Consider the following 21,230-nt stretch of genomic DNA (forward strand, 5'->3'; position numbering starts at 1 on the left):
GGGATGAGACGGTATTCAGTGCTGGTATGTGGCGGGAAGGCCTGGGATCAGCGGGTGTTCTTGGCCGGCGGCGCCGAGGGCAGGGGCGCCTTGGCGGCCTGGGCGCGCCGGCATTCCTCGACCGCCTGATCCGTGCGCGAGCGCGGCTCGACGATGGAACGCACGCGGCCGCCAGGCGCCGACGAACCCGGACCGCCAATGGCTTCGTAGGTGCCGGCCTTGTCGTTATACCGGACCCGCTGGCCGCGGATGGTATCGAACTGTTTGCCACAGATAAAGCGCGTGACGACGGCCTGGCCGATCAAGTCGAACTGGCTCTTCGGGCCATCGTATTCGGCGCGCTGGCCCACGCCTTCGATGAGTTCGAAGGTTTCAGGACGTTCCTGCCGGATGTTCACCAGCTTGCTGGCGTTGTTCATGGTCGCCACGCCGAACTGGCCGCCTTGCGCGTCCTGATGCAGTTCCAGCTTGTCGGACTTCATGGTGAGCAGGCCGCGCGTCATGATCACGTTGCCGGTGAAGACACTGATCTTCTTCGTGTCGTCGTAGTGCAGCGTGTCGGACAGGATCTGCGTGTTCGGCTCTTCTTCCGGCGTGGCCGGTTTGGCGCTGCTCTTGGCTGCCGGGGTGCCGCCTTGCGCCGAGCGGTTCGGCGTCGATTTTGCGGCGTTGTCGCCGGACGCCTGCTGGGCGGAGACACAGCTGGCGGCGCTCGCGAGCAGCGCGCCGATCAGCCAGGCCGAAAGAGTGAAGGGTCGGTTATGGGTCATGGTTTTTTTTGTTGCGGAGCGGATCCGGTATTTTTGGGAGCCGAGCTCTTGGACGAGCCCGACATGTCGTTATTGTTGATTTCGACGTTGCTCGCCGAAAAGACTTCCAGCTGGGTAGTCTTGTTGTTGTATTTCATGCCGACGCCATGCATGCGCGATTGTCCGCGGATGACCAGCGCGGGCAGGTCGGTGTACATCACGTCGTCATCGGGCAGGATGATCAGCTTTTCGCTGTTCACGTCCATGGCCGGCGTCTGGGCGTCGGGCATGCGGTGCAGGTGGGCGTCCTTTTCCATGACGATGCGCTTGCCGCCTTCATACATGGTGCCGGTCTGCGCCGTGCCGATGGTGACAGGCGTGCCTTCCCGCAAACCGACCGCGCGCGGCATCGTGACGACATAGGAGTCGTCATCCGGATAGTGCTCGCCGTAGTCGCCCTCCAGCCGGTTGATGGGCTTGCCGTCGACGTCCGAGCGCACCATGGTGAAGTTGCGCGACCACGAATCCATTTCATGGGTGTAGCGGCGCGGCGGGTCGTTCTGCACCGCGCGTTGCGTGTAGTCGGCCGCCCACCACGTGCCGACCACCAGGGCCAGCAAGAGGAACAGCGCGATGAGCGAAGGAAAACGTTCTTTCATTCCTGCCTGTCTTTATTGGATGACACCGGGGCCCAGCAGGCCAGGTGTGGACAATAGCGCGCCCAGGCGGCCTTGTGCCGCCAGCAGCAGGTCGCAGCATTCGCGCACCGCGCCGCTGCCGCCGGGCTGGTTGGATACCCAGTGCGCGCCTTGCGAGACGTAAACGGGGGCGTTGGGCACGCTGGCGGAGAAGCCGGCGCGCTGCATGGCGGGCAGGTCGATGATGTCGTCGCCCATGAAGCCCGACTGGTCCAGGGACACGCCGTGGCGTTGCGCCAGTTCGACCAGGGCCTTGCCCTTGTCGCGCACGCCTTGCATGACATCGGCGATGCCCAGTTCGGCCGCGCGGCGGTCGACGATGGGGCCGGAGCGGCCGGTCACCAGGGCCACACCGATACCGCCTTCGGCCAGCAGGCGCAGGCCGTGGCCGTCCAGCGCGTGGAAGCGCTTGAATATCTCGCCGTTTTCGCCGTAGTAGAGGCTGCCGTCGGTCAGCACGCCATCGACGTCGAACACCATCAGGCGTACCGCCGCCGCGCGTTCCTTCACCAGGGCCGCGACGCGCGCCAGGATCAGGGCTTCGGCCGGATGCGGCAGGGTCGTTGCAGTCGCCATCATGTTCATACCACCTTCGCTGCCATCAGGTCATGCATGTGTAGTGCGCCCAGCAGGGCGCCGCTTTCGTCGAGGACCAGCATCTGGTTCAGACGCAGGGTATCCATCTGTTCCGCCGCCACCACCGCCAGGGCATCGGCCCGCACGGTACGGGGCGAACGCGTCATGCCCTCGATGACGGTGAGACCGCGGATGTCCCCCCGGCGTTCAATCAGCCGGCGCAGGTCGCCGTCAGTGAAGATGCCGATGGGATGACGATTTTCGTCTATCACCACCGTCATGCCCATGCCCTTGGCCGACATTTCTTCCAGTGCGCGCGACAAGGTGGCGTCGCGGCCCACCGTGGGCAGTGCGGTACCTTGGCGCATGACGTCGCGCACGTGCGTGAGCAGGCGCCGTCCCAGCGCCCCGCCCGGATGCGAGCGCGCGAAGTCTTCCGGCCCGAAACCGCGGGCTTCCAGGCAGGCGACCGCCAGCGCGTCGCCCATGGCCAGCGCGGTGGTGGTGCTGGCGGTGGGTGCCAGGTTCATCGGGCAGGCTTCCTGGGCCACGCTGACGTCCAGGTGGATATCGGCCAGTTTCGCCAGTTCGGACGTTGCCTTGCCCGTCATGGCGATGACGCGGGCGCCCAGGCGGCGCGCCACCGGGGCGATGGTCAGCAGTTCCGAGCCGGAGCCCGAATAGGAAATGGCCAGCATGACGTCGTCGGCGGTGAGCATGCCCAGATCGCCGTGCGCTGCCTCGCCGGCATGCATGAAGAAAGCCGGCGTGCCGGTGGACGCCAGGGTGGCGGCTACCTTGCTGGCCACGTGGCCGGTCTTGCCGATGCCGGTGACGACGACACGGCCGCGACATTGCAGCAGCATGTCGACAGCTTGTACGAAGGTGTCATCCAGGCGTGCTTCGAGGTCGCGCAAGGCTTGCGCCTCGATGGACAATGTACGGCGGGCCGAAGCCAGCGTCGCCTCGGGGGTCGTTGCGGGAAGTGCGTTCATCCGGCGATTTTAATCGCAGCGGGGCATTTGCTCCCAGGCGGGGGGCTATGGCATCCTGGCGGCTCGTTTCACGCTCTATTTCCTTACATTTCATCAGGTTTATCCCATGTCATCGATTCCGGCGCCCATCCTGGGCACGCCCCTGTCTCCCGCCGCCACCCGTGTCATGCTGCTGGGGGCGGGCGAGCTGGGCAAGGAAGTGGTCATCGCCCTGCAACGCCTGGGTGTGGAGGTCATCGCGGTGGACCGCTATGCCGACGCGCCGGGCCAGCAGGTGGCCCACCGCGCCCACGTGGTGTCGATGACCGACCGTGCCGCCTTGCGCGCCATCATCGAGCAGGAGAAGCCGGACGTCATCGTGCCGGAGATCGAGGCGATCGCCACCGACCTGCTGGTTGAACTGGAGGCCGCCGGCACCGTCCGCGTCACGCCGACGGCGCGTGCTGCCCAGCTGACCATGAACCGCGAGGGCATCCGCCGCCTGGCGGCCGAGACGCTGGGCCTGCCAACGTCGCCCTACCGTTTCATCGATACCGAGGAAGAATTGCGGACAGCGATAGCCGGCGGCATAGGCTATCCCTGCGTCATCAAGCCGGTGATGTCCTCGTCGGGCAAGGGGCAATCCGTACTCAAGGGGCCGGACGACGTCGCCCAGGCCTGGCGCTATGCCCAGGAAGGCGGCCGGGTGGGCGCGGGCCGCGCCATCGTCGAGGGTTTCATCCGCTTCGACTACGAGATCACGTTGCTGACCGTGCGTTCGCGGGGGGCGTCGGGGGAGATCGAGACCGGCTTCTGCGCGCCCATCGGGCACAAGCAGGTGGACGGTGATTATGTCGAAAGCTGGCAGCCGCATCCGATGTCGGCCAAGGCGCTGGAAGCCGCGCGCGATATCGCCCTGAAGGTGACGGGCGAACTGGGCGGGCTGGGGATTTTTGGTGTCGAGCTGTTCGTGGCTGGCGACCAGGTGTGGTTTTCCGAGGTCAGCCCGCGTCCGCATGACACCGGCATGGTGACGATGATCACCCAGGCGCAGAATGAATTCGAACTGCATGCCCGGGCCTTGCTGGGCCTGCCGGTCGATCCTTCCCTGCGCCAGCCTGGCGCCAGCAGTGTGATCTACGGTGGCGTCGACACCCGCGCGGTGACCTTCCATGGCGTGGCCGACGCCCTGGCCGAGCCGGGTACCGACCTGCGCCTGTTCGGCAAGCCCGAATCCTTCGTCAAGCGCCGCATGGGCGTAGCTTTGGCCACGGCCGGCGACGTCGACGCCGCCCGCGCCAAGGCACTGCGGGCCTCCGGCAAGGTGCGCGTGCAGGCCGCGAAGTAAGCCGTTTGGCCTTGTGACGCAGGGCCGGCCCGCCGGCACCTACGGACCAGATAAAGCCTCCCTTCGGGGAGGCTTTTCAACGATGCGCGCGCCCGCATGCGCTGCGCGCCCGCCCTGGGCGCCGGCCCCGCGCGGTACGTCCGGCCAGAAAAAGCCTCCCGTGAGGGAGGCTTTTTCATAAAGCCCGCATTGCAGCGCGGCGTGGACCGCGCGCAGGAGCTTACTTGGCGGGCTTGACCGACGTCGCCAGGGTGAACTGGTCGCGGCGGCCTTCGTACGTGATTCCCTTGCGGAAGGCCCAGATCGAGCTTTCGAAGTGCAGGGGGATCAGCGCCAGGTCGTCCAGGGCGATCTTGGTGGCCTGTTCATACAGCGCGCGGCGCTTGTCGGGGTCCACCGTCGACTGGCCGGGGATATAGACCTTGTCGAACGCCGGATTGGAATAGCCGCCGTAGTTGCTGGTGCCCAGCGACTTGGGCGCGTCCAGCGACGCCACCCACAGCTGGAACAGCGCCGACGCTTCGCCCACTTCCGACGGCCAGCCGCCCAGCGAGAAGCTGAACTCACGCTTGGCGCGCTTGGGGAAGTAGATGGAAGCCGTCATCGCATCCACATTGGTCTTGATGCCGATGCGCGACAGGTACTGGGCCACCGCCTGCATGATCTGGCCGTCGTTGATGTAACGGTCATTGGTGCCGGAGACGGTCATTTCAAAGCCGTTGGGGTAGCCGGCTTCAGCCAGCAGCTTCTTGGCGCCTTCGGGGTCGTACTTGATTTCCGGGGCCTTGGCCAGGCCGCCGAACATGCCGTCGGGCATGAACTGGTAGGCCGGGGTGGCCAGGCCGTCCATGATGCGGGCGTCGATGGTCTTGCGGTCGATGGCCATGGAGATGGCGCGGCGCACGCGCACATCCTGCAGCGGATTCTTGCCGTCCGCCGCCTTGACGAAGGGGCTGGGCGAGCGCGCCACGTCGGGCTGGAAGAACACCAGGCGCGTCGAGGGCGTGGCCACATAGCCGAACTTGGGATTGTCCTTCAGGCGCTGCAGGTCGCGGGCCGCCGGGTTCTCGATCACGTCGAAGTCGCCCGACAGCAGGCCCGTCAGGCGCGGGCCGGCGTTGGGCACCGGCACCATCTTGACTTCTTTCCAGGCCGGCTTGGGGCCCCAGTAGTTTTCGTTGCGCTCCAGCTCGACGCCGGTGCCCTTGGTCCAGGACTTCTGGATGAAGGGGCCGGTGCCGATGGCGTCCTTGCCATTGTTGAAGTCCGCGTTGGTGGGCCAGGGGCCGGTGACGCCGCAGCCATGCTCGGGGTCGAAGGTCATCTTGCCGTGGGGCAGGATGCCGCTCCAGATGATGGACAGCGAACGGGCCAGTTCCTGCGGCATGACCGGCAGCGGCTGGCGGGTCTTGATGATGACCGTATGCGGATCAGGCGTCTGCACGTCCGCGAACAGCTTGGTGAACGTGGCGTAGGAGTCGGAGATATTGGTCTTGTTGTTCAGCGTGCGGCAGATGGTGAACAGCACATCTTCCGACGTGAACGGCTTGCCGTTGGAGAACTTCACGCCGTCGCGCAGCTTGATTTCCCAAGTGAGGTCGTCGGTGTTCTTCCAGGAGGTCGCCAGCCGGGGGATCAGGTTCATGTTGGCGTCGCGCCCGATCAGCATGTCATACACATGCGCCGCCAGCGCTTCGTTGGCGGTGTTCTTGTGATAGTGCGGATCGGCTGAAGTGGCTTCCGCCGAGACGGCGATCTTCAGCGACTGGGCCTGCGCGGGGAGCGTCGCGGCGATGCCGGCGGCGGCGAGCAGCCCCAGGGTAAGACGAGACAGCATAGAAACTCCGGAGAGAGCGTGCGGCCATGGCGGCATAAGCCATGGTCAAGCACCGTTAGGACGGGGCCGATTATCCGGATTGGGGGGAAATGCTGTCAATTCGCTGTTACCCGCAACGGTGTCCAAAGGATCCCGGGGTAAGGCGAACAGGGGGAAAGGGGGAAGTCTGCGGCCGGGGCGATTCGCGCTGCACGTCCTGGAAGACGGGGCGAACCGCGGCGGTCGCGGGCTTTTTTGCATCGCACTGCTGACATCTGCCAGCGAATTCGCCAATACTGCCGCGAATTCGCCGGTGCTTGCGAGACTGCTCGTGCTGCGACTTCAGGTGCTGCAACTGCTGTCCTGCGTACTGCGACTGCATTTACTGCAACGGTTACTTCAGAACTTCTGCTGCGACTACAACCACTGCTTCTACTGCGTGTTGCTACTACAGGTACGGCTTGCTGCTACTTGCTTACCACTGCGAACCGGAGAAGCGGGTGCTGGTGGCACGAGCCTGGTTCATGGTTTCTTGCACTTCGTCGATGAAGTCGAAGAAGGCACCAACGGCGCGCTTGATGGCGGCGAAGGGGTGGGCAACGGTTTGTTGGTTCATGCTGGCTTCCAGAATGTCGCGTTCGAGGGCGTCGGTCAGGCGGGCTTGGTTCAGGGCAATGTTCGTCATGGTCTTTCTCCAGGGGTGCTGCTTCGTTTGCTGCATCAGTGAAAACGATTATAGGGAATACCCTATGTGCAGCGCAACATCAATTTAGGGGTAAACCCTAGATATGTTGTAAACAGGCATAACAACCGGCGTTTGGCAATAAGAAATGCTCAGCAGTGGCAGAAATTCGGCCTGAATAATTATTTACCGTCTGGTCGGTAAGTAATTAGAATGCGGTTCATGAACACGACATCGACGTCGCAGAACGCGGCAACCGACGCATCCGCCGTGGTGGGCGATACGCGCCCGCGTCCGCGTGCCGGCCGTCCGCCTTCGATGCCCGCGCCACGGGCCAGCATCCTGGCCGAGGCGGCGCGCCTGTTCGCGGACAGTGGCTATGAGAACAGCGCCATGGCCGATGTGGCGGCGCGCCTGGGACTGTCCAAGGCGGCCATCTACCACTACTTCCGCACCAAGCAGGACATCTACGACGCCATCATCATCGAGACCCTGACCGCCTTGGGGCAGGCCGTGGCCGAAGCCGTGGCGAGCGCCGACGGTCCGGCCGAACGCCTGCGGGCGTTCATGCTGGCGCACGCTCGCTACCTGGAAGCGCATCACGCCGAATTCGTCGCCATGCTGATCGGCTACTCGGGCATGAGCCCCGTATTTCGTGACGACGCAGCCCGCCTGCGCGACGGCTATGAGCACCTGTTGCGGCGCCTGATCGCCGAGGGCGTCGCCCAGGGCGTTTTCCGCGACCTCGACCAGGCCGCCACCGGGCGCGCCATCCTGTCCATGCTCAATTGGATGGCGCGCTGGTACAAGCCGGGTCAGGGCCAAAGCGCCGAATCGGTGGCGGCGGGCTACTACGATCTGCTGCTGGGCGGCCTGCGCCAACCCCTGGCGGCCGCCGGCAATGCGTCGCCGCTCACGCAGCCTTGAATCGAACGTTCACGCGTCCCGCCCAAGACACGGCCCCAAACATCTACACGCATCGAAAACCCCAGGAGACTCACGATGGCACTCGACCACGAAACCCTGAACCTGCTGCTGGAGGCGGTGCGCCGCTTCGTCGACGAACGGCTGATCCCCGCGGAACATGAAGTGGCCGAGACGGGTGAGATCCCGCCCGCCATCGTCCAGGAAATGCGCGAACTGGGACTGTTCGGCCTGTCCATCGCGCCCGAATACGGCGGCCTGGGCCTGAACATGGAAGAAGAAGTGCTGGTCGCCATGGCGCTGGGCCACACTTCGCCCGCCTTCCGGTCCCTGGCCGGCACCAATATCGGCATCGGCTCGCAATCCATCGTCATGGCCGGCAGTGACGAACAACGCAACCATTACCTGCCCAAGCTGGCCAGCGGCGAGATCATCGGCTCGTTTGCCCTGACCGAACCGGAGGCCGGCTCGGACGCCATGTCCCTGCGTACCAGCGCCAAAAAGGACGGCGACCACTACATCCTCAACGGCACCAAGCGTTTCATCACCAACGCGCCTGTCGCCGGCCTGTTTTCCGTGATGGCGCGCACCAGCCCGGAACGCAAGTCCGACGCCATTTCCTGCTTCCTGGTGGAGGCCGGCACGCCCGGCCTGACGCTGGGCAAGCCCGACAAGAAAATGGGCCAGGCCGGCGCGCTCACCTGCGACGTCATCTTCGATAACTGCCGCGTGCCCGCCTCGGCGCTGCTGGGCGGCCAGGAAGGCACGGGATTCCGCACCGCCATGCGCGTGCTGGACAAAGGCCGTCTGCATATCTCGGCCCTCAGCGTGGGCACCGCGCAGCGGCTGATCGCCGACGCCGTGCGCTACGCCGCCGAGCGCAAGCAGTTCGGCAAGCCGATCGCCGAATTCCAGTTGATCCAGGCCATGATCGCGGACAGCCAGGCGGAAGCCTATGCGGCGCGCTGCATGGTCATGGATGCCGCGCGCAAGCGCGACCGCGGGGAAAACACCACGCTGGAGGCCTCCTGCTGCAAGCTGTACGCCACGGAAATGGTCGGCCGGGTGGCGGACCGCGCGGTGCAGATCCATGGCGGCGCGGGCTATGTCTCCGAATACGCCGTCGAGCGCTTCTACCGCGACGTGCGCCTGTTCCGCCTCTATGAAGGCACCACCCAGATCCAGCAGCTGGTGATCGCGCGCGAGACGATGAAGGCGCACGGCTATTGACCACCGTTCGCCGACGACCCGTTGCCGGACGCCATGATCGCGCATCCCCTCCTGGTCGATCGGCGGCGAACGCATCCTGCGCGTTTGTGGGGCAAAATGTGCCCACTCCCTTAACCGCTCACTCTCGGTTTTATGTCCACACGTCCTGCTCCCCTGACCGGTATCCGCGTCCTCGACCTGACCCGCGTGCTCGCGGGCCCCTGGTGCACTCAAAACCTGGCTGACCTCGGTGCGGAGGTCGTCAAGATCGAACGTCCCGGCGCGGGCGACGATACGCGTGCCTGGGGCCCTCCTTATCTGAAGGACCAGGACGGCAACGACACGACCGAGGCGGCTTATTACCTTTCCGCGAACCGCAACAAGAAATCCGTTGCGCTGGATATCGCCACGCCGCGCGGTGCCGAACTCGTGCGCGAGCTGGCGCGCCAGAGCGACATCCTGGTGGAAAACTTCAAGGTGGGCGGATTGCGCAAGTACGGCCTCGATTATGAGAGCCTCAGCAAGGAAAACCCCGGTCTCATCTACTGCTCCATCACGGGCTTCGGCCAGACCGGGCCGTATGCCACGCGTCCCGGTTACGACTTCATGATCCAGGGCATGGGTGGCCTGATGAGCATCACCGGTGAACGCGACGATGCCCCGGGTGGTGGTCCGCAGAAAGCGGGCGTGGCGGTAGCGGACCTGATGACCGGCATGTATTCGACGGTTGGCATCCTGGCGGCCTTGCACGAACGGGGCCGTAGCGGCCTGGGCCAGCATATCGACATGGCCTTGCTGGATTGCCAGGTGGCCATGATGGCCAACCAGAATCTCAACTACATGACGTCCGGCAAGGCGCCGCGGCGCGCCGGCAACGCGCACCAGAACCTGGTGCCTTACCAGGTCTTCGCGGTCAGCGACGGCCACATGATCGTGGCGGTGGGCAACGACAGCCAGTTCCGCGCCTATTGCCGCGTCATCGGCATGCCCGAGCTGGCCGAGGATTTGCGCTTCAATACCAATCCCAAGCGTGTGCTGAATCGCGAGGAACTGGTGCCGCTGCTGGTCGAGCGCATGGCGCAAGGTGAACGCGACCACTGGCTGGCCGAGCTGGAGCGCGCGGGCGTGCCGGCCGGCCCCATCAATACCCTGGATCAGGTGTACGAGGACCCGCAGGTGGTGTTTCGCCAGATGAAGCGTGAGTTGCCGCATCCGGTGGCCGGCACGGTGCCCATGGCGGGCAGCCCGCTGCGCCTGTCGGGCAGCCCGGTCGAATATCGCCACGCGCCTCCCATGCTGGGCGAGCACACCGCGCAAGTACTGCGCGACCGCCTGGGCCTGTCCGACGCCGACATCGATGCGCTGGCCTCTGGTCATTGAACCGTCGCGGCGGCAACGCACAATCGAGCTCGATCGATCGTGCGTGCAACTGCCGCAGTGGCTAAGGGCCCAGGCAAAGGCCCCTTGGGGGCCTCTGCTCCCACCAATCAATGTCGGCGTTCAAGCGGGCGCCGATCCGGATTTCGTAGATAAGCAGGAGACAGGAAAATGAAGCCGATCGAAACCGTGGGCATCGTGGGCGCTGGCGCGATGGGGCGTGGCATTGCGCAGATCGCCGCGCAGGCGGGCTTGCGTGTCAGGCTGTTCGATACCAGCGCCGACGCCGTGCAGGCGGCGCGAACCAGCCTGCAGCAGACCTGGGACAAGCTGGTGCAGAAGGGCAAGCTGGAGGCCGCCGCCGCCGAAGCCGCCCTGCAGCAGGTCCTGGCCTGCGCCGCGCTGGAAGACCTGGCGGATTGCCAACTGGTGGTCGAAGCCATTGTCGAACGCCTGGACGTCAAGCGCGAAGTCTTCGGCAAGCTGGAAGCGGTAGTGGCTGACGACTGCATCCTGGCGTCCAATACTTCGTCCCTGTCCATCACCGCGATCGCCGCGGGCTGCCGCCTGCCGGGCCGGGTGGCCGGCTTCCACTTCTTCAACCCCGTGCCCTTGATGAAGGTGGTCGAGGTCATCGACGGCCTGCGCGGCGAACCCGCGGCCGGCGACGCCTTGATGGCGCTGGCGCGCCGCATGGGCCATACGCCGGTGCGCGCGCGCGACATGCCGGGTTTCATCGTCAATCACGCCGGCCGTGGCCTGAACACCGAAGGCTTGCGCATCGCGCAGGAATCGGTGGCGGCCTTCGACCAGATCGACGCCATCATGCGCGAGCAGGCCGGTTTCCGCATGGGGCCGTTCGAACTGCTGGACCTGACCGCGCTCGATGTGTCGCATCCCGTGATGGAGTCCATCTACCGGCAGTTCTTCGATGAGGCGCGTTTCCGGCCCTCGCCCCTGACCACCGTGCGCCTGGCCGGTGGCCTGATCGGCCGCAAGGCGGGCGAAGGTTTTTATCGCTATGTCGATGGCCAGAAGCAGGTGCCGGCGCAAACGCCCGCGCCGGCCTTGCCGGGCGCACTGAAAGTGTGGGTGAGCCATGTGCACCCGCAGGGGTATGGCTGCGCGCAGGATTTGCTGAAACAGTTGAAATCCGGCGCCTTGCAGTTGGGCATCGAACTGTCCACGGCCAGCGAAGCGCCCGACGATGCCTTGATCCTTGTCACGCCTTATGGCGAGGATGTTTCCACGGCGGTATACACGCAGGGGCTGGATCCGGCGCGGACGGTGGGGATCGATACGCTGCATGGCCTGAAGGCTGGCCAGCGCCGCACCTTGATGGTGTCGCCCGCGACCGAACCGCGCTGGCGCGATGCGGCGCATGCGCTGTTCGCGGCCGACGGCGCGGCCGTCAGCGTGGTGCAGGATTCGCCGGGTTTCGTGGCGCAGCGCATCGTTGCCTGCATCGTCAACATCGCGGCGGATATCGCGCAGCAGCGCATTGCCACGCCGGAGGATATCGACCAGGCGGTGCGCCTGGGCCTCGGTTATCCCATGGGCCCGCTGGCGCTGGGCGATGCGTTGGGCGCGGCGCGCATCCTGGAGATCCTGCGCAATATGCAGCGCGTCACCGGCGACCCCCGCTATCGCCCAAGCCTGTGGCTGCAGCGGCGCGTGCAACTGGGAATGTCCTTGCAGGCGGACAGCCTGGCTTGATGTGCCGGGCGTCAGAGGAGGCGCGCCCTGCGTGGCGCCAGGCGGCGCTTTCCGCCAGGCGCGTAGTCATCGCGCCAAGCCGCGGCCAGCCAACAGGTAGCCCTTTGCCCTCATAGGATCCCGCAGCCGCGGGGGCGCTAGCCCAAGGAAGGGCGGTGGGGGGCCCCCACCATTAAAAAATATCTTTTGCCGGCGGCGAAAGCCTTATCGGGCCGACCTCTCGGCCGCCTCAAAGCACCACGAGATTATCGCGGTGTACCAGTTCCGGATCGGTCATGCTGCCCAGGATGGCGGCGATCTGGGCGGAAGGCTGGCGCATGATGCGGCGCGCTTCGGCCGATGAATAGTTGACCAGACCGCGCGCGCACTCGCGCCCGTCCTGGCCGATGCAGGCGATCACGTCGCCGCGCTCGAAATCGCCTTGCACCTCGACGACGCCGATCGGCAGCAGGCTCTTGCCTTCATTCATCAGCGCATGCACGGCGCCGTCATCCAGCACCACATGGCCGCGCAGGCGCAGATGGTCGGCCATCCATTGCTTGCGGGCCGACCACACCGGCAACACCGCGCGCAGTTCGCTGCCTATGCATTCGCCTTGCGACAGCCGCACCAGCACGTCGCGTTCGCGGCCCGAAGCGATGACCGTGTGCGCGCCGCTATGGGCCGCGCGCTTGGCGGCCAGGATCTTGGTCAGCATGCCGCCGGTACCGATGCCGCTGCCGGCGCCGCCGGCCATGGCTTCAAGTTCCGGATCCCCCGCCTGGGCATGCCCCACGAAACGTGCGTCGGGATTCTTGCGCGGATCGGATTCGTACAGGCCGCGCTGGTCCGTGAGAATGATCAGCGAATCGGCTTCGATGAGATTGGTGACCAGGGCGCCCAGCGTATCGTTGTCGCCAAAGCGGATCTCGTCCGTGACGACGGTGTCGTTTTCATTGACGATGGGCACCACGCCCAGCCGCAGCAGCGCGAACAGCGTGGAGCGGGCATTCAGATAACGGCGGCGGTCCGCCAGGTCTTCGTGCGTCAGCAGCACCTGCGCCGTGCGCAAGCCGTGCTCGGCGAACGCGGCTTCATAGGCTTGCGCCAGGCCCATCTGCCCGACGGCGGCGGCGGCCTGCAGTTCATGCATGACCGACGGCCGCTTGCGCCAGCCCAGCCGCGCCATGCCTTCGGCGATGGCGCCGCTGGACACCAGCACGATCTGCTTGCCCTGCTGGCGCAGCGAAGCGATCTGCGCGGCCCAGTGCGCGACGGCGGCACGATCCAGGCCGCGGCCTTCATTGGTGACGAGCGATGAGCCCACCTTGGCCACCAGCCGATTGGCGGCGGCGATGACGGAAACGGAGTCTTGCACGGATTGAATGGCAGCGGTCATGGCGCGGGCCGGACGATGGCGGAAACAAAACCCGTTGGTGGCGGCGTGGCATCGGCGGCCTGGTTGTGGCGCTAGCCTATGCCTGGTCCTGCGCTGCCTGGCGGGCGAAAGCCTGGGGGCTGGCCCCAGGCACGGTGACGGACGGAATTATGGCTTATTCGTCACCGCCGCGCGGCGCGGCGTCGGGGGAGGGGGCGGCCAGCTGGCGCGAGTCGTCCCAGCGCGGATCTTCGTGCACGTAGGTGCCGTCGGCCTGGTCCTGGATGATGTGGTCTTTCTGCTGCTCCGCGTCCAGGTAGTCCTGCAGCGCCCAGATCAGGTCCTGGGTACCGTCGCCGGTCAGGCCGGACACGGCGTGTACCGGACCGGTCCAGTCGAACGCGGCGCAGAAGCGCTGCTTCATGTCCTCGACGTCATCGGCCACCATGTCCAGCTTGTTCAGCACCAGCCAGCGCGGCTTGGCGGCCAGGTCGGCGTCATAGCGGCGCAATTCCTCGACGATGGCGCGGGCGTCGGTCACGGCTTGCGGGATGGGATCGACGTCCGGATCGGGCGAGGAAACATCCACCAGATGCAGCAGCACGCGGGTGCGGGCCAGATGGCGCAGGAACAGATGGCCCAGGCCGGCGCCTTCGGAAGCGCCTTCGATCAGGCCGGGAATGTCGGCCACGACGAAGCTGCGCGAGGCGGAGGTACGCACCACGCCCAGGTTGGGATGCAGGGTGGTGAAGGGGTAGTCGGCGATTTTCGGGCGCGCGTTGGAGATCTTGCTGATCAGGGTCGACTTGCCGGCGTTGGGCAACCCCAGCAGGCCGACGTCGGCCAGCACCTTCAGCTCCATGCGCAGGCGGCGCTGTTCGCCTTCCTTGCCCGGCGTCCACTGTTTCGGCGCGCGGTTGACGCTGGACTTGAAGTGCAGGTTGCCCATGCCCCCCTGGCCGCCGGCGGCCAGCACGACTTCTTCGCCGTGGCGGTTGAGGTCGAACAGCTGCTCGCCGGTGTCGGCATCGTGCACGATGGTGCCCACCGGCACGCGCAGCACGATGTCCGCCGCGGCGGCGCCGTACTGGTCCGAGCCACGGCCGTTTTCGCCGTTGCGGGCGCGATGCAGGCGCGCGTAGCGGAAATCGATCAGGGTATTGATGTTGCGGTCGGCGATCGCGATGATGCTGCCGCCGCGGCCACCGTCGCCGCCATCCGGCCCGCCTTTGGGAATGAATTTTTCGCGGCGAAAGCTCGCCACGCCATTGCCGCCTTTGCCGGCAATGACTTCTATGGTGGCTTCATCGACGAATTTCATGATGGGGACCGGATGATGATGATGTGGATAAAAAGAAGAGCGATGCCCACGCCAGCGTGGTGGTGGTGCATGCCAGTGTATTGCGTGAGAAGGCCTGGGGAAACACAGGCTTTGTCGCCCTGCGACAAAAAAGGCCCTGTCGCACGCGACAGGGCCTTCTGAAGCGGGGGCCTGTTACCGGCCCCCAGCCGTCAAGATCGTGCGGAAACCAGGTTCCGGACGATTTACTCGGCAGCGACGATCGAAACCGTCGACTTGTTGCCGGCGCCCTTGACCGCGAACTTCACCTTGCCATCGATCAGCGCGTACAGCGTGTGATCCTTGCCCATGCCGACGTTGACGCCAGCGTGGACGCGGGTGCCGCGTTGACGCACGATGATCGAGCCTGCCGGGATCAGTTGACCGCCATAGGCCTTGACGCCCAGGCGCTTCGATTCTGAGTCACGACCGTTCCGCGTAGAGCCGCCGCCCTTTTTCTGTGCCATTTTTTTAGCTCCTGCTAAATAAAAGGTTTACCGGATGCCTGCATCAAGCCGTGACGGCTTCGATACGGATCTCGGTATAGTTTTGACGGTGGCCCTGATGCTTTTGGTAATGCTTACGACGACGCATCTTGAAGATCGTGACCTTGTCGTGCCGGCCATGCGCAAGAACGGTGGCCTTGACCAGGGCGCCCGAAACGAGGGGCGTGCCAACTTTCAGTTGGTCGCCTTCGCCTACGGACAGCACTTGATCCAGGTTGATTTCTTGCCCAATGTCAGCAGGTATCTGTTCTACCTTGAGTTTTTGGCCGACGGCAACACGATACTGCTTGCCACCGGTTTTTATGACCGCGTACATGGGTTAATTCCTTGGATGAGGTTCTGTAAAGAACGAGAAAAACTTTCGACTGAACATTCAGTACCGGCGGACGCAATGCGCCCTGCGTACGGACAGCCGAATCGAAGATATTAGCCCGTCGGCTGGCCAAAGTCAAAAAAGCCGCGCTGGCTCAAAGAGTTACGTGTGTCCGAGAGGCAACGCTGGGGGCCTGGACCGGGGCGCCCGCCGGGCCTGGGCGCTGCTGCGACGGGCGCTGACGGCGCTGGTTCCGGGCGGATGGCGCGGTAAGGTCTACCTCCGCCTTCCGAGTCCGTCCAAGCCCGTATAATCGCCGGATTCCCCGAGGCGGGTCAGCCCGCGCGGGGCACAAGTTACACGGGCCATCGGCTCGCCCAGACTGCCGGAAACGTCTTGAATCTCCCCGATCTTATCGCTCCCATCGCCGACGACATGAAGTCGGTTGATGCCGTCATCCGCGACCGCCTGGATTCCGAAGTCGTGCTGATACGCACGATAGGCGACTACATCATAGGTGCCGGCGGCAAGCGCATGCGGCCGGCCCTGCTGCTGATGATCGCCCGCGCCCTCGGTTACGAGGGGACGCATCATCACACCCTGGCCGCCGTGGTCGAGTTCATCCATACCGCCACGCTGCTGCATGACGATGTGGTGGACGAGTCCGACATGCGCCGCGGCCGCCAGACCGCCAACGCGGCGTTCGGCAATGCCGCCAGCGTGCTGGTGGGCGACTACCTGTATTCCCGCGCCTTCGAAATGATGGTGGATGTCGACTCGATGCGTGTCATGGCCATCCTGTCGCAAGCCACTACCGTCATCGCCGAAGGCGAAGTGTTGCAACTGCTCAACGTGCATGACCCGGACGTCTCGCAGGAGCGTTATCTCCAGGTCGTGCGCTACAAGACCGCCAAGCTGTTCGAGGCCGCCGCCCAGGTCGGCGCGGTGCTGGCCGGCGCCACGCCGGAGCAGGAAGAAGCGGCCGCTGCCTATGGCCGCCACATCGGCACCGCTTTCCAGCTGGTGGACGACGTGCTGGACTACAGTGGCGATGCGCAGGCCTTGGGCAAGAATGTCGGTGACGACCTGCGTGAAGGCAAGCCCACGCTGCCGCTGATCCGGGTGATGGAAGTGGGCACGCCGGAACAGCGCGAACTGATCCGCAAGGCCATCGAAACCGGCGACGCCGACTTCGCCGCCGTGGCTGCCGCCATCAACAGCACCGATGCGCTGGCGCATGCGCGGGATGCCGCGCGGGCCGAGGCGGACAAGGCGGGTAATGCCTTGGCCAACTATCCCGTTTCCACTTATCGCAAAAGTCTGTTAGACTTCTGCGCTTTCGCGGTAAACAGAGATCGATAGCGATTTCGGTAAGCCAGTAGTAGCGAAAACAAAGTAGCAAGCACGGGGCGTAGCTCAGCCTGGTAGAGTACTGCGTTCGGGACGCAGGAGTCGGAGGTTCGAATCCTCTCGCCCCGACCATTGATTTGGTCAAATTCCCTTGTACCGGCAAGGACTGAAACGCACAGCAAATAAATTGCTGTGCGTTTTTGTTTGCGCGTCCCTCAGCTGATCCTCACCGGCAGCGGATAGTCGGCGGCGTTGGGGTTGCTGGCCGTCAACGTGGCGGTGCCGGCCTGGCCGTTGCCGTATACCGTCGCGCTGACCTCCCCGAAATTGTCCGTATGCAGATTGCTGGCCGTCAGCGCGGTCGGATCGCCTTGTTTGAAGCTGGCCCGGGACGAACCGGTGTTGACGATGGTCATCGTCACCGGCTGCTGCCCCTTCCCCTTGTGCGTATCGATGTCGATCAGGTTGAAAATCGCCGGTACGCTGCCATCGGCAGGCACCCTGAGTGTCGAAGCCGTCGGCTTTAAAAGATAGAGCGTCTGGCCCTGCCCGCCCTGGATGGCCAGGTTGAACGTGAGCGCCCGCTGTATATTCCCCTGCGCCGTGACGGTGAAGGCCCCCGGGGTTTCACCGGCCAGGATGCGCGGCGCCGTGAGTGTGCCGTGTGCATCCCCCTGCACCAATACCTGCTTGTTGTGCCACGAAACCACCGGCGCGTCGGCATCGTTCATCTCGAACGTGGCATCGCCATCGATGCTGAAAGTCATCAGGAAAAAAGGCAGATTGACTTCGTTATAGGTATCGCGGGCAAGGACCTGCAGACGATCCGTGAAGTACGCCTGCGGGTTGGCCGTCTGGTTGTCGTGCTGTTTTGCCAGGCTCAATGAACCGTCGTACATCCATGTCCGTAAGGTGAAGCGTGCTGCCTGTCCGGACGTATCGTTCAAGGGATCCGTGCCCTTGTAGTCCTTGGGGAAGGCCACGACATAGGCTAGTCCCGGGCCCATGCCCGGACCTATGCCGGAGATCACGGTGGGAGCGACGGCCTCGCCGTTGGTGACGGTAGCCTCGACGCTGTCCGCACTGGTCCCCTGGAACATGAAGTTCGACGCCGTGTCCGGGAAAATCTTGAACGTGACTTCGCCACTTTGTGCGTCGTTGTTCTGCTGGTCCTTCACGGTCACGCTGAGGGCAAGCGGATAGGGCTGCTGGATGTCCGCATCCTGAAAATTGCCCCCGGCCACGGCAACAAAATACGGTTCAGTGATGACGGCTTCCGTCACGGTCAGGTTGAAGTTGGTCGGTGTGCGCGGGTTGGGCAAGGCGGCGCCATCCATGACCACCGTGACGGGGCCCGGGGCGCTGCCCGCGATGACGCGCGGCGCGGTGGCCATGCCATCATCATTGGTGCGCACCACCACGGCCGTGGTGCTGGCGTACTCGCAATGCACCGCCGGATCGTTGACGTCGAATACCGCGCCGTCGCTGATGTCGAAGTGCATCAGGTAATCGCCAAGCGGCGAATTGTTGTTGCGCTGGTTGAAGGCCTTGCCGACGAGCCGCTTCTCGAACTGCATATCCGTGTCGGCCGATTGCGGTGTACCGCTGACGGTGGCGATGGCTACGAAGTCCGTGCCGGGCCAGACCCGTGCGGTGAAATGCGCGGTCTGGGTGGAGTTATCGGTCGCGGGGTCACCGGAGAACTGCTGGGGATAAGCGACGACCTTCAACACGCCATTGCCGCCGGTTTTCGTCGTGGTGGGCGTCAATGGCAGCGCGGTGGCCGTGCCGTCATCCTTGACAGCAACGGTGAGCGTACGGTCACCCGACGAGAACGTCGCATCGGTATCGGCGCTCGGGTAAATCTTGAAGACGACGTTGCCCTTGGTGGCGACCTCGCCGTCGGCATTGCGGGTGTCGACGGCAAGCAAGTATCGGAACGGCGTCCCGGTGTCGGAATCCTGGAGATCGCCCTCGGCGGCATAGACATTCACCGCCAGGTCGGCGGTGGCTTCGACCGTCAATTTGAACGGCAGCGGCGCACTTGCCACGACCGCGTTCGCCGTCACGGTGATGGTGCCATCCGGGCCTGTTGCCACGATCGGCGGCGAAGTGGCCTGCGAGTTCTGGTCCGACCGCACGACCGCCTGGTAATCGGACAGGCTGACATACCCAGGTGCGTCGTTCGGCGTGAATTTGCCCGGTCCATCCAGCGTGAAAGTCACCAGCATGTTCTGGATGGGGTCGGTATGGCCTGGTGTGCTGATGCCGGCGACGAGGGGCGGAAATACTTCACCCGGGTTGGCTGTCGTCCCGTCGCCAGACACGGCAGTGAGCACGGCCGCTTTGTTGCGCCATACCCGTTCGGTGAAGGTAGCCACCTGCCCCGGCGATTGCGCGCCGTTCTGTGGATAAGCGGAAACCAGGAAGGTGCCGTGGATCTTGGAAGCGTCCAGCACACTGTCCGCGCGCAGGGCAGGGGCAAGCGCCAGGCCCTGTTGGGCGGGTGCCGTGACCAGCAGTTGTCCCGAGAAACTGCCACTGGCGTCGAGGTCGTTGTCACCGCCGGTAGAAAAATAGATCAGCCCCGATGTTGCATCGTTGCCATCGGCATCCTTGACGCTGGCCGCCAAGGCGATCTGGAAATCCTGGCCCAGGACCTGGTCTTGCCAATCGCCGGTATTTACCGCGCATGTCTGGCCTTCGCCCGCGTTGGCGAGAATGGCCAGGTTGAAATCCACGCCCGCGCTTACTTCCGTGCTGGCCGTCACCGTGAACTTGCCACCGCCTACATCGACGCCAGCGAGAATGATGGGCGCGTAGGCCGATTTTCCGTCGGCTACGCGCACGATGACTTCCTGATCCGTCAGCCATTGATCGACGCGGACGCGGGGGTCCGAGGTGCTGAAGCTGGCGCGGGTGGTGTTGATCTGGAATCTGACCAGGATATCGGGGACTGGATTTTGTTTCAGATCGAGAACCGTCACAGCCAGGCGAGTCGGAAATGGCTGCCCTTGCCCGGCTGTCGCGCCGTCGCCCGCGGTCTTGACCACCGTTGCACGACCGGACCACACGCGTTCGTAGAAGGTGGCGCCGGCGTCCGGCGTGCTTGGATCGGCCCCTGCTGGATAGGCCAGGACCGTGCCCGTTGAGTATCCCGAACCATCCGCGGGACTGGGATACGCGATCAGGCCGGACGCCGTTGCGGCGCCGTCGCTCACGGGCACGGACACCGAGGACTGGCCGTCGAACAGCACGAGGCCGCCACCGTCACCGGGTGAGCACTGGAATATGACGCTTCCCGTGGTCGCGGCGTCACCGGTTCTGGTGAGAGCTTTAACCGTGAGGGGATCGTATTGCCCCTTCCATGGCCGATCCTGGGAAAAGCCGCTGTCGAGTCCGATGACATCCGGATCCGTAGCCGGCGTTCGGCCATAGGAAAGATAAAAATTCGCCGGCTCGCTCGCCATGTCGGCGGTGGCGACGACGATGACGGTGTCCACGCCGGCACCGGCAATGAGGCGCGGCGATATCGCGTAGCCATAGTCGCAGAGGACCGTGACCGTAGTGTTGTCATCGCTGAACGCCACATAGCGCTGGTCGAGAAGGGTCTGCTCCCATCGCGCGTCGCCGCGTTCGATGTGGAAGCGCACACGCATGCCGTGCGTCGCACGCATGGAGCCTACGCTATCGGTAACCGTGACCCACAGCACGCGAAAGGGGGAATTGCTGGCGACGTTCTGCCCAACACCCTGTGAGGCCGTTATTCTCGCCGTCCGTCCAGCCCAGAACCGCACTTCGAACAAGCTGACATAGGCTGCCGCTTCCGGCGGAAAGGGAGGGTTGAAAAAGGTGGAGTCCCATGCCGCGACCAGTGCCGATCCGTAATCAGGAGACTCCACCGCATTGGTATGGAGCGAAGATGCGGTGAATCGCGCGATCGCGGCGCCATTTGCCGGTGCCCCGCCGGCCGTCCGCACGATCTGGAGGGCGGGGGAGACGCTGGCGGTATTCCTGTACTCGGAAGGCCAGTTGGTGAAGGGCTTATCGATAAGGTTGAAGAGGATCGAACTGGGCACCGGTGCCAGCGTCTTGCCGGAAGGGCCCATATAAGAGAGCGCCGTCAGCGCGACCTCGGGTGAGCCTTCGTAGGCATGGATGACTTGCGCATCCTGCAGGGTCGATGGGTAAGGAACATCGGGCCTGGTGTCCCAGGAGATACGCACGCTTCTGTTGTTGGGATTGATAACGGCCTCGGCGGGGCCATGTCCGGATGGGGTGGGCATGTTCATTGAG

At 64.6% G+C, this 21,230-nt stretch carries 17 protein-coding genes and 1 tRNA gene; 7 read left to right on the plus strand and 11 right to left on the minus strand.

Annotated elements, in window-relative coordinates:
• Positions 1 to 47: 47 nt before the first annotated feature.
• Genes lptA through CEY05_RS18525 form a run of 4 tightly spaced genes read right to left on the minus strand, consistent with a single transcriptional unit; the run spans position 48 to position 3,018 of the window.
• Positions 48 to 770 (minus strand): lipopolysaccharide transport periplasmic protein LptA, encoded by a 723-nt coding sequence (lptA, locus tag CEY05_RS18510; RefSeq protein WP_088596957.1) that lies wholly within the window; start codon positions 768 to 770, stop codon positions 48 to 50.
• Positions 767 to 1,408 carry an LPS export ABC transporter periplasmic protein LptC gene (gene lptC / locus CEY05_RS18515; protein WP_088596958.1) on the minus strand — a complete coding sequence of 214 codons (642 nt, stop codon included), beginning with the start codon at positions 1,406 to 1,408 and terminating at the stop codon, positions 767 to 769. Before lptC ends, lptA begins: the two co-directional genes overlap by 4 nt.
• A 12-nt stretch (positions 1,409 to 1,420) precedes the next feature.
• The gene (locus CEY05_RS18520; RefSeq protein WP_369825964.1) at positions 1,421 to 2,026 is read right to left on the minus strand and encodes a KdsC family phosphatase; all 606 of its coding nucleotides are present in this window, start codon (positions 2,024 to 2,026) and stop codon (positions 1,421 to 1,423) included.
• A gap of 2 nt (positions 2,027 to 2,028) precedes the next feature.
• The gene (locus CEY05_RS18525) at positions 2,029 to 3,018 is read right to left on the minus strand and encodes an SIS domain-containing protein (protein ID WP_088596960.1); all 990 of its coding nucleotides are present in this window, start codon (positions 3,016 to 3,018) and stop codon (positions 2,029 to 2,031) included.
• Positions 3,019 to 3,124: 106 nt separating this feature from the next.
• On the opposite strand from CEY05_RS18525, the gene purT reads away from it, so the two are divergent.
• Positions 3,125 to 4,345: a formate-dependent phosphoribosylglycinamide formyltransferase gene (gene purT / locus CEY05_RS18530; protein ID WP_088596961.1), complete on the plus strand. Its 1,221-nt coding sequence runs from the start codon at positions 3,125 to 3,127 to the stop codon at positions 4,343 to 4,345.
• 220 nt (positions 4,346 to 4,565) lie between these two features.
• On the opposite strand, the gene CEY05_RS18535 is transcribed toward purT, so the two are convergent.
• Both CEY05_RS18535 and CEY05_RS18540 read right to left on the minus strand, forming a co-directional pair.
• A complete protein-coding gene (locus CEY05_RS18535; RefSeq protein WP_088596962.1) occupies positions 4,566 to 6,182 on the minus strand; it encodes an ABC transporter substrate-binding protein in 1,617 nt (538 codons plus the stop codon).
• 454 nt (positions 6,183 to 6,636) lie between these two features.
• Positions 6,637 to 6,846 carry a hypothetical protein gene (locus CEY05_RS18540; protein ID WP_088596963.1) on the minus strand — a complete coding sequence of 70 codons (210 nt, stop codon included), beginning with the start codon at positions 6,844 to 6,846 and terminating at the stop codon, positions 6,637 to 6,639.
• A gap of 219 nt (positions 6,847 to 7,065) precedes the next feature.
• On the opposite strand from CEY05_RS18540, the gene CEY05_RS18545 reads away from it, so the two are divergent.
• The 4 genes from CEY05_RS18545 (at position 7,066) to CEY05_RS18560 (ending at position 12,069) form a co-directional block, all read left to right on the plus strand.
• Positions 7,066 to 7,770 carry a TetR/AcrR family transcriptional regulator gene (locus CEY05_RS18545; RefSeq protein WP_088597658.1) on the plus strand — a complete coding sequence of 235 codons (705 nt, stop codon included), beginning with the start codon at positions 7,066 to 7,068 and terminating at the stop codon, positions 7,768 to 7,770.
• 75 nt (positions 7,771 to 7,845) lie between these two features.
• Positions 7,846 to 8,997 (plus strand): acyl-CoA dehydrogenase family protein, encoded by a 1,152-nt coding sequence (locus CEY05_RS18550; protein WP_088596964.1) that lies wholly within the window; start codon positions 7,846 to 7,848, stop codon positions 8,995 to 8,997.
• 132 nt (positions 8,998 to 9,129) lie between these two features.
• A complete protein-coding gene (locus CEY05_RS18555; RefSeq protein WP_088596965.1) occupies positions 9,130 to 10,356 on the plus strand; it encodes a CaiB/BaiF CoA-transferase family protein in 1,227 nt (408 codons plus the stop codon).
• A gap of 168 nt (positions 10,357 to 10,524) precedes the next feature.
• Positions 10,525 to 12,069 (plus strand): 3-hydroxyacyl-CoA dehydrogenase, encoded by a 1,545-nt coding sequence (locus CEY05_RS18560; protein WP_088596966.1) that lies wholly within the window; start codon positions 10,525 to 10,527, stop codon positions 12,067 to 12,069.
• Between the two features lie 229 nt (positions 12,070 to 12,298).
• Here the strand turns inward: CEY05_RS18560 and proB are convergent, their stop codons facing one another.
• From proB to rplU, 4 genes are all read right to left on the minus strand, one after another.
• Entirely contained in the window at positions 12,299 to 13,447 is a 1,149-nt protein-coding gene (gene proB, locus CEY05_RS18565) for a glutamate 5-kinase (RefSeq protein ID WP_088596967.1), read from the minus strand.
• Between the two features lie 154 nt (positions 13,448 to 13,601).
• Positions 13,602 to 14,747: a GTPase ObgE gene (obgE, locus tag CEY05_RS18570; RefSeq protein ID WP_088596968.1), complete on the minus strand. Its 1,146-nt coding sequence runs from the start codon at positions 14,745 to 14,747 to the stop codon at positions 13,602 to 13,604.
• Positions 14,748 to 14,971: 224 nt separating this feature from the next.
• Entirely contained in the window at positions 14,972 to 15,232 is a 261-nt protein-coding gene (gene rpmA / locus CEY05_RS18575) for a 50S ribosomal protein L27 (RefSeq protein WP_088596969.1), read from the minus strand.
• A gap of 43 nt (positions 15,233 to 15,275) precedes the next feature.
• Entirely contained in the window at positions 15,276 to 15,587 is a 312-nt protein-coding gene (gene rplU, locus CEY05_RS18580; protein ID WP_088596970.1) for a 50S ribosomal protein L21, read from the minus strand.
• A 393-nt stretch (positions 15,588 to 15,980) separates the two neighbouring features.
• On the opposite strand from rplU, the gene ispB reads away from it, so the two are divergent.
• Entirely contained in the window at positions 15,981 to 16,946 is a 966-nt protein-coding gene (gene ispB, locus CEY05_RS18585) for an octaprenyl diphosphate synthase (protein WP_088596971.1), read from the plus strand.
• A 43-nt stretch (positions 16,947 to 16,989) separates the two neighbouring features.
• Positions 16,990 to 17,066: transfer RNA gene (locus CEY05_RS18590), tRNA-Pro, on the plus strand.
• 83 nt (positions 17,067 to 17,149) lie between these two features.
• Here CEY05_RS18590 and CEY05_RS18595 read toward each other — a convergent pair.
• The gene (locus CEY05_RS18595) at positions 17,150 to 21,220 is read right to left on the minus strand and encodes a hypothetical protein (RefSeq protein ID WP_143221050.1); all 4,071 of its coding nucleotides are present in this window, start codon (positions 21,218 to 21,220) and stop codon (positions 17,150 to 17,152) included.
• Positions 21,221 to 21,230: the final 10 nt, after the last annotated feature.

It is taken from the genome of Achromobacter sp. HZ34, assembly GCF_002209485.1.
GTDB lineage: Bacteria > Pseudomonadota > Gammaproteobacteria > Burkholderiales > Burkholderiaceae_B > Bordetella_C.

Bases quoted from the DNA above. Each gene is read 5' to 3' on its own strand.
- lptA (WP_088596957.1), bottom strand. From the start codon at position 770: ATGACCCATAACCGACCCTTCACTCTTTCGGCCTGGCTGATCGGCGCG.
- lptC (WP_088596958.1), bottom strand. From the start codon at position 1,408: ATGAAAGAACGTTTTCCTTCGCTCATCGCGCTGTTCCTCTTGCTGGCC.
- CEY05_RS18520 (WP_369825964.1), bottom strand. From the start codon at position 2,026: ATGATGGCGACTGCAACGACCCTGCCGCATCCGGCCGAAGCCCTGATC.
- CEY05_RS18525 (WP_088596960.1), bottom strand. From the start codon at position 3,018: ATGAACGCACTTCCCGCAACGACCCCCGAGGCGACGCTGGCTTCGGCC.
- purT (WP_088596961.1), top strand. From the start codon at position 3,125: ATGTCATCGATTCCGGCGCCCATCCTGGGCACGCCCCTGTCTCCCGCC.
- CEY05_RS18535 (WP_088596962.1), bottom strand. From the start codon at position 6,182: ATGCTGTCTCGTCTTACCCTGGGGCTGCTCGCCGCCGCCGGCATCGCC.
- CEY05_RS18540 (WP_088596963.1), bottom strand. From the start codon at position 6,846: ATGACGAACATTGCCCTGAACCAAGCCCGCCTGACCGACGCCCTCGAA.
- CEY05_RS18545 (WP_088597658.1), top strand. From the start codon at position 7,066: ATGAACACGACATCGACGTCGCAGAACGCGGCAACCGACGCATCCGCC.
- CEY05_RS18550 (WP_088596964.1), top strand. From the start codon at position 7,846: ATGGCACTCGACCACGAAACCCTGAACCTGCTGCTGGAGGCGGTGCGC.
- CEY05_RS18555 (WP_088596965.1), top strand. From the start codon at position 9,130: ATGTCCACACGTCCTGCTCCCCTGACCGGTATCCGCGTCCTCGACCTG.
- CEY05_RS18560 (WP_088596966.1), top strand. From the start codon at position 10,525: ATGAAGCCGATCGAAACCGTGGGCATCGTGGGCGCTGGCGCGATGGGG.
- proB (WP_088596967.1), bottom strand. From the start codon at position 13,447: ATGACCGCTGCCATTCAATCCGTGCAAGACTCCGTTTCCGTCATCGCC.
- obgE (WP_088596968.1), bottom strand. From the start codon at position 14,747: ATGAAATTCGTCGATGAAGCCACCATAGAAGTCATTGCCGGCAAAGGC.
- rpmA (WP_088596969.1), bottom strand. From the start codon at position 15,232: ATGGCACAGAAAAAGGGCGGCGGCTCTACGCGGAACGGTCGTGACTCA.
- rplU (WP_088596970.1), bottom strand. From the start codon at position 15,587: ATGTACGCGGTCATAAAAACCGGTGGCAAGCAGTATCGTGTTGCCGTC.
- CEY05_RS18595 (WP_143221050.1), bottom strand. From the start codon at position 21,220: ATGCCCACCCCATCCGGACATGGCCCCGCCGAGGCCGTTATCAATCCC.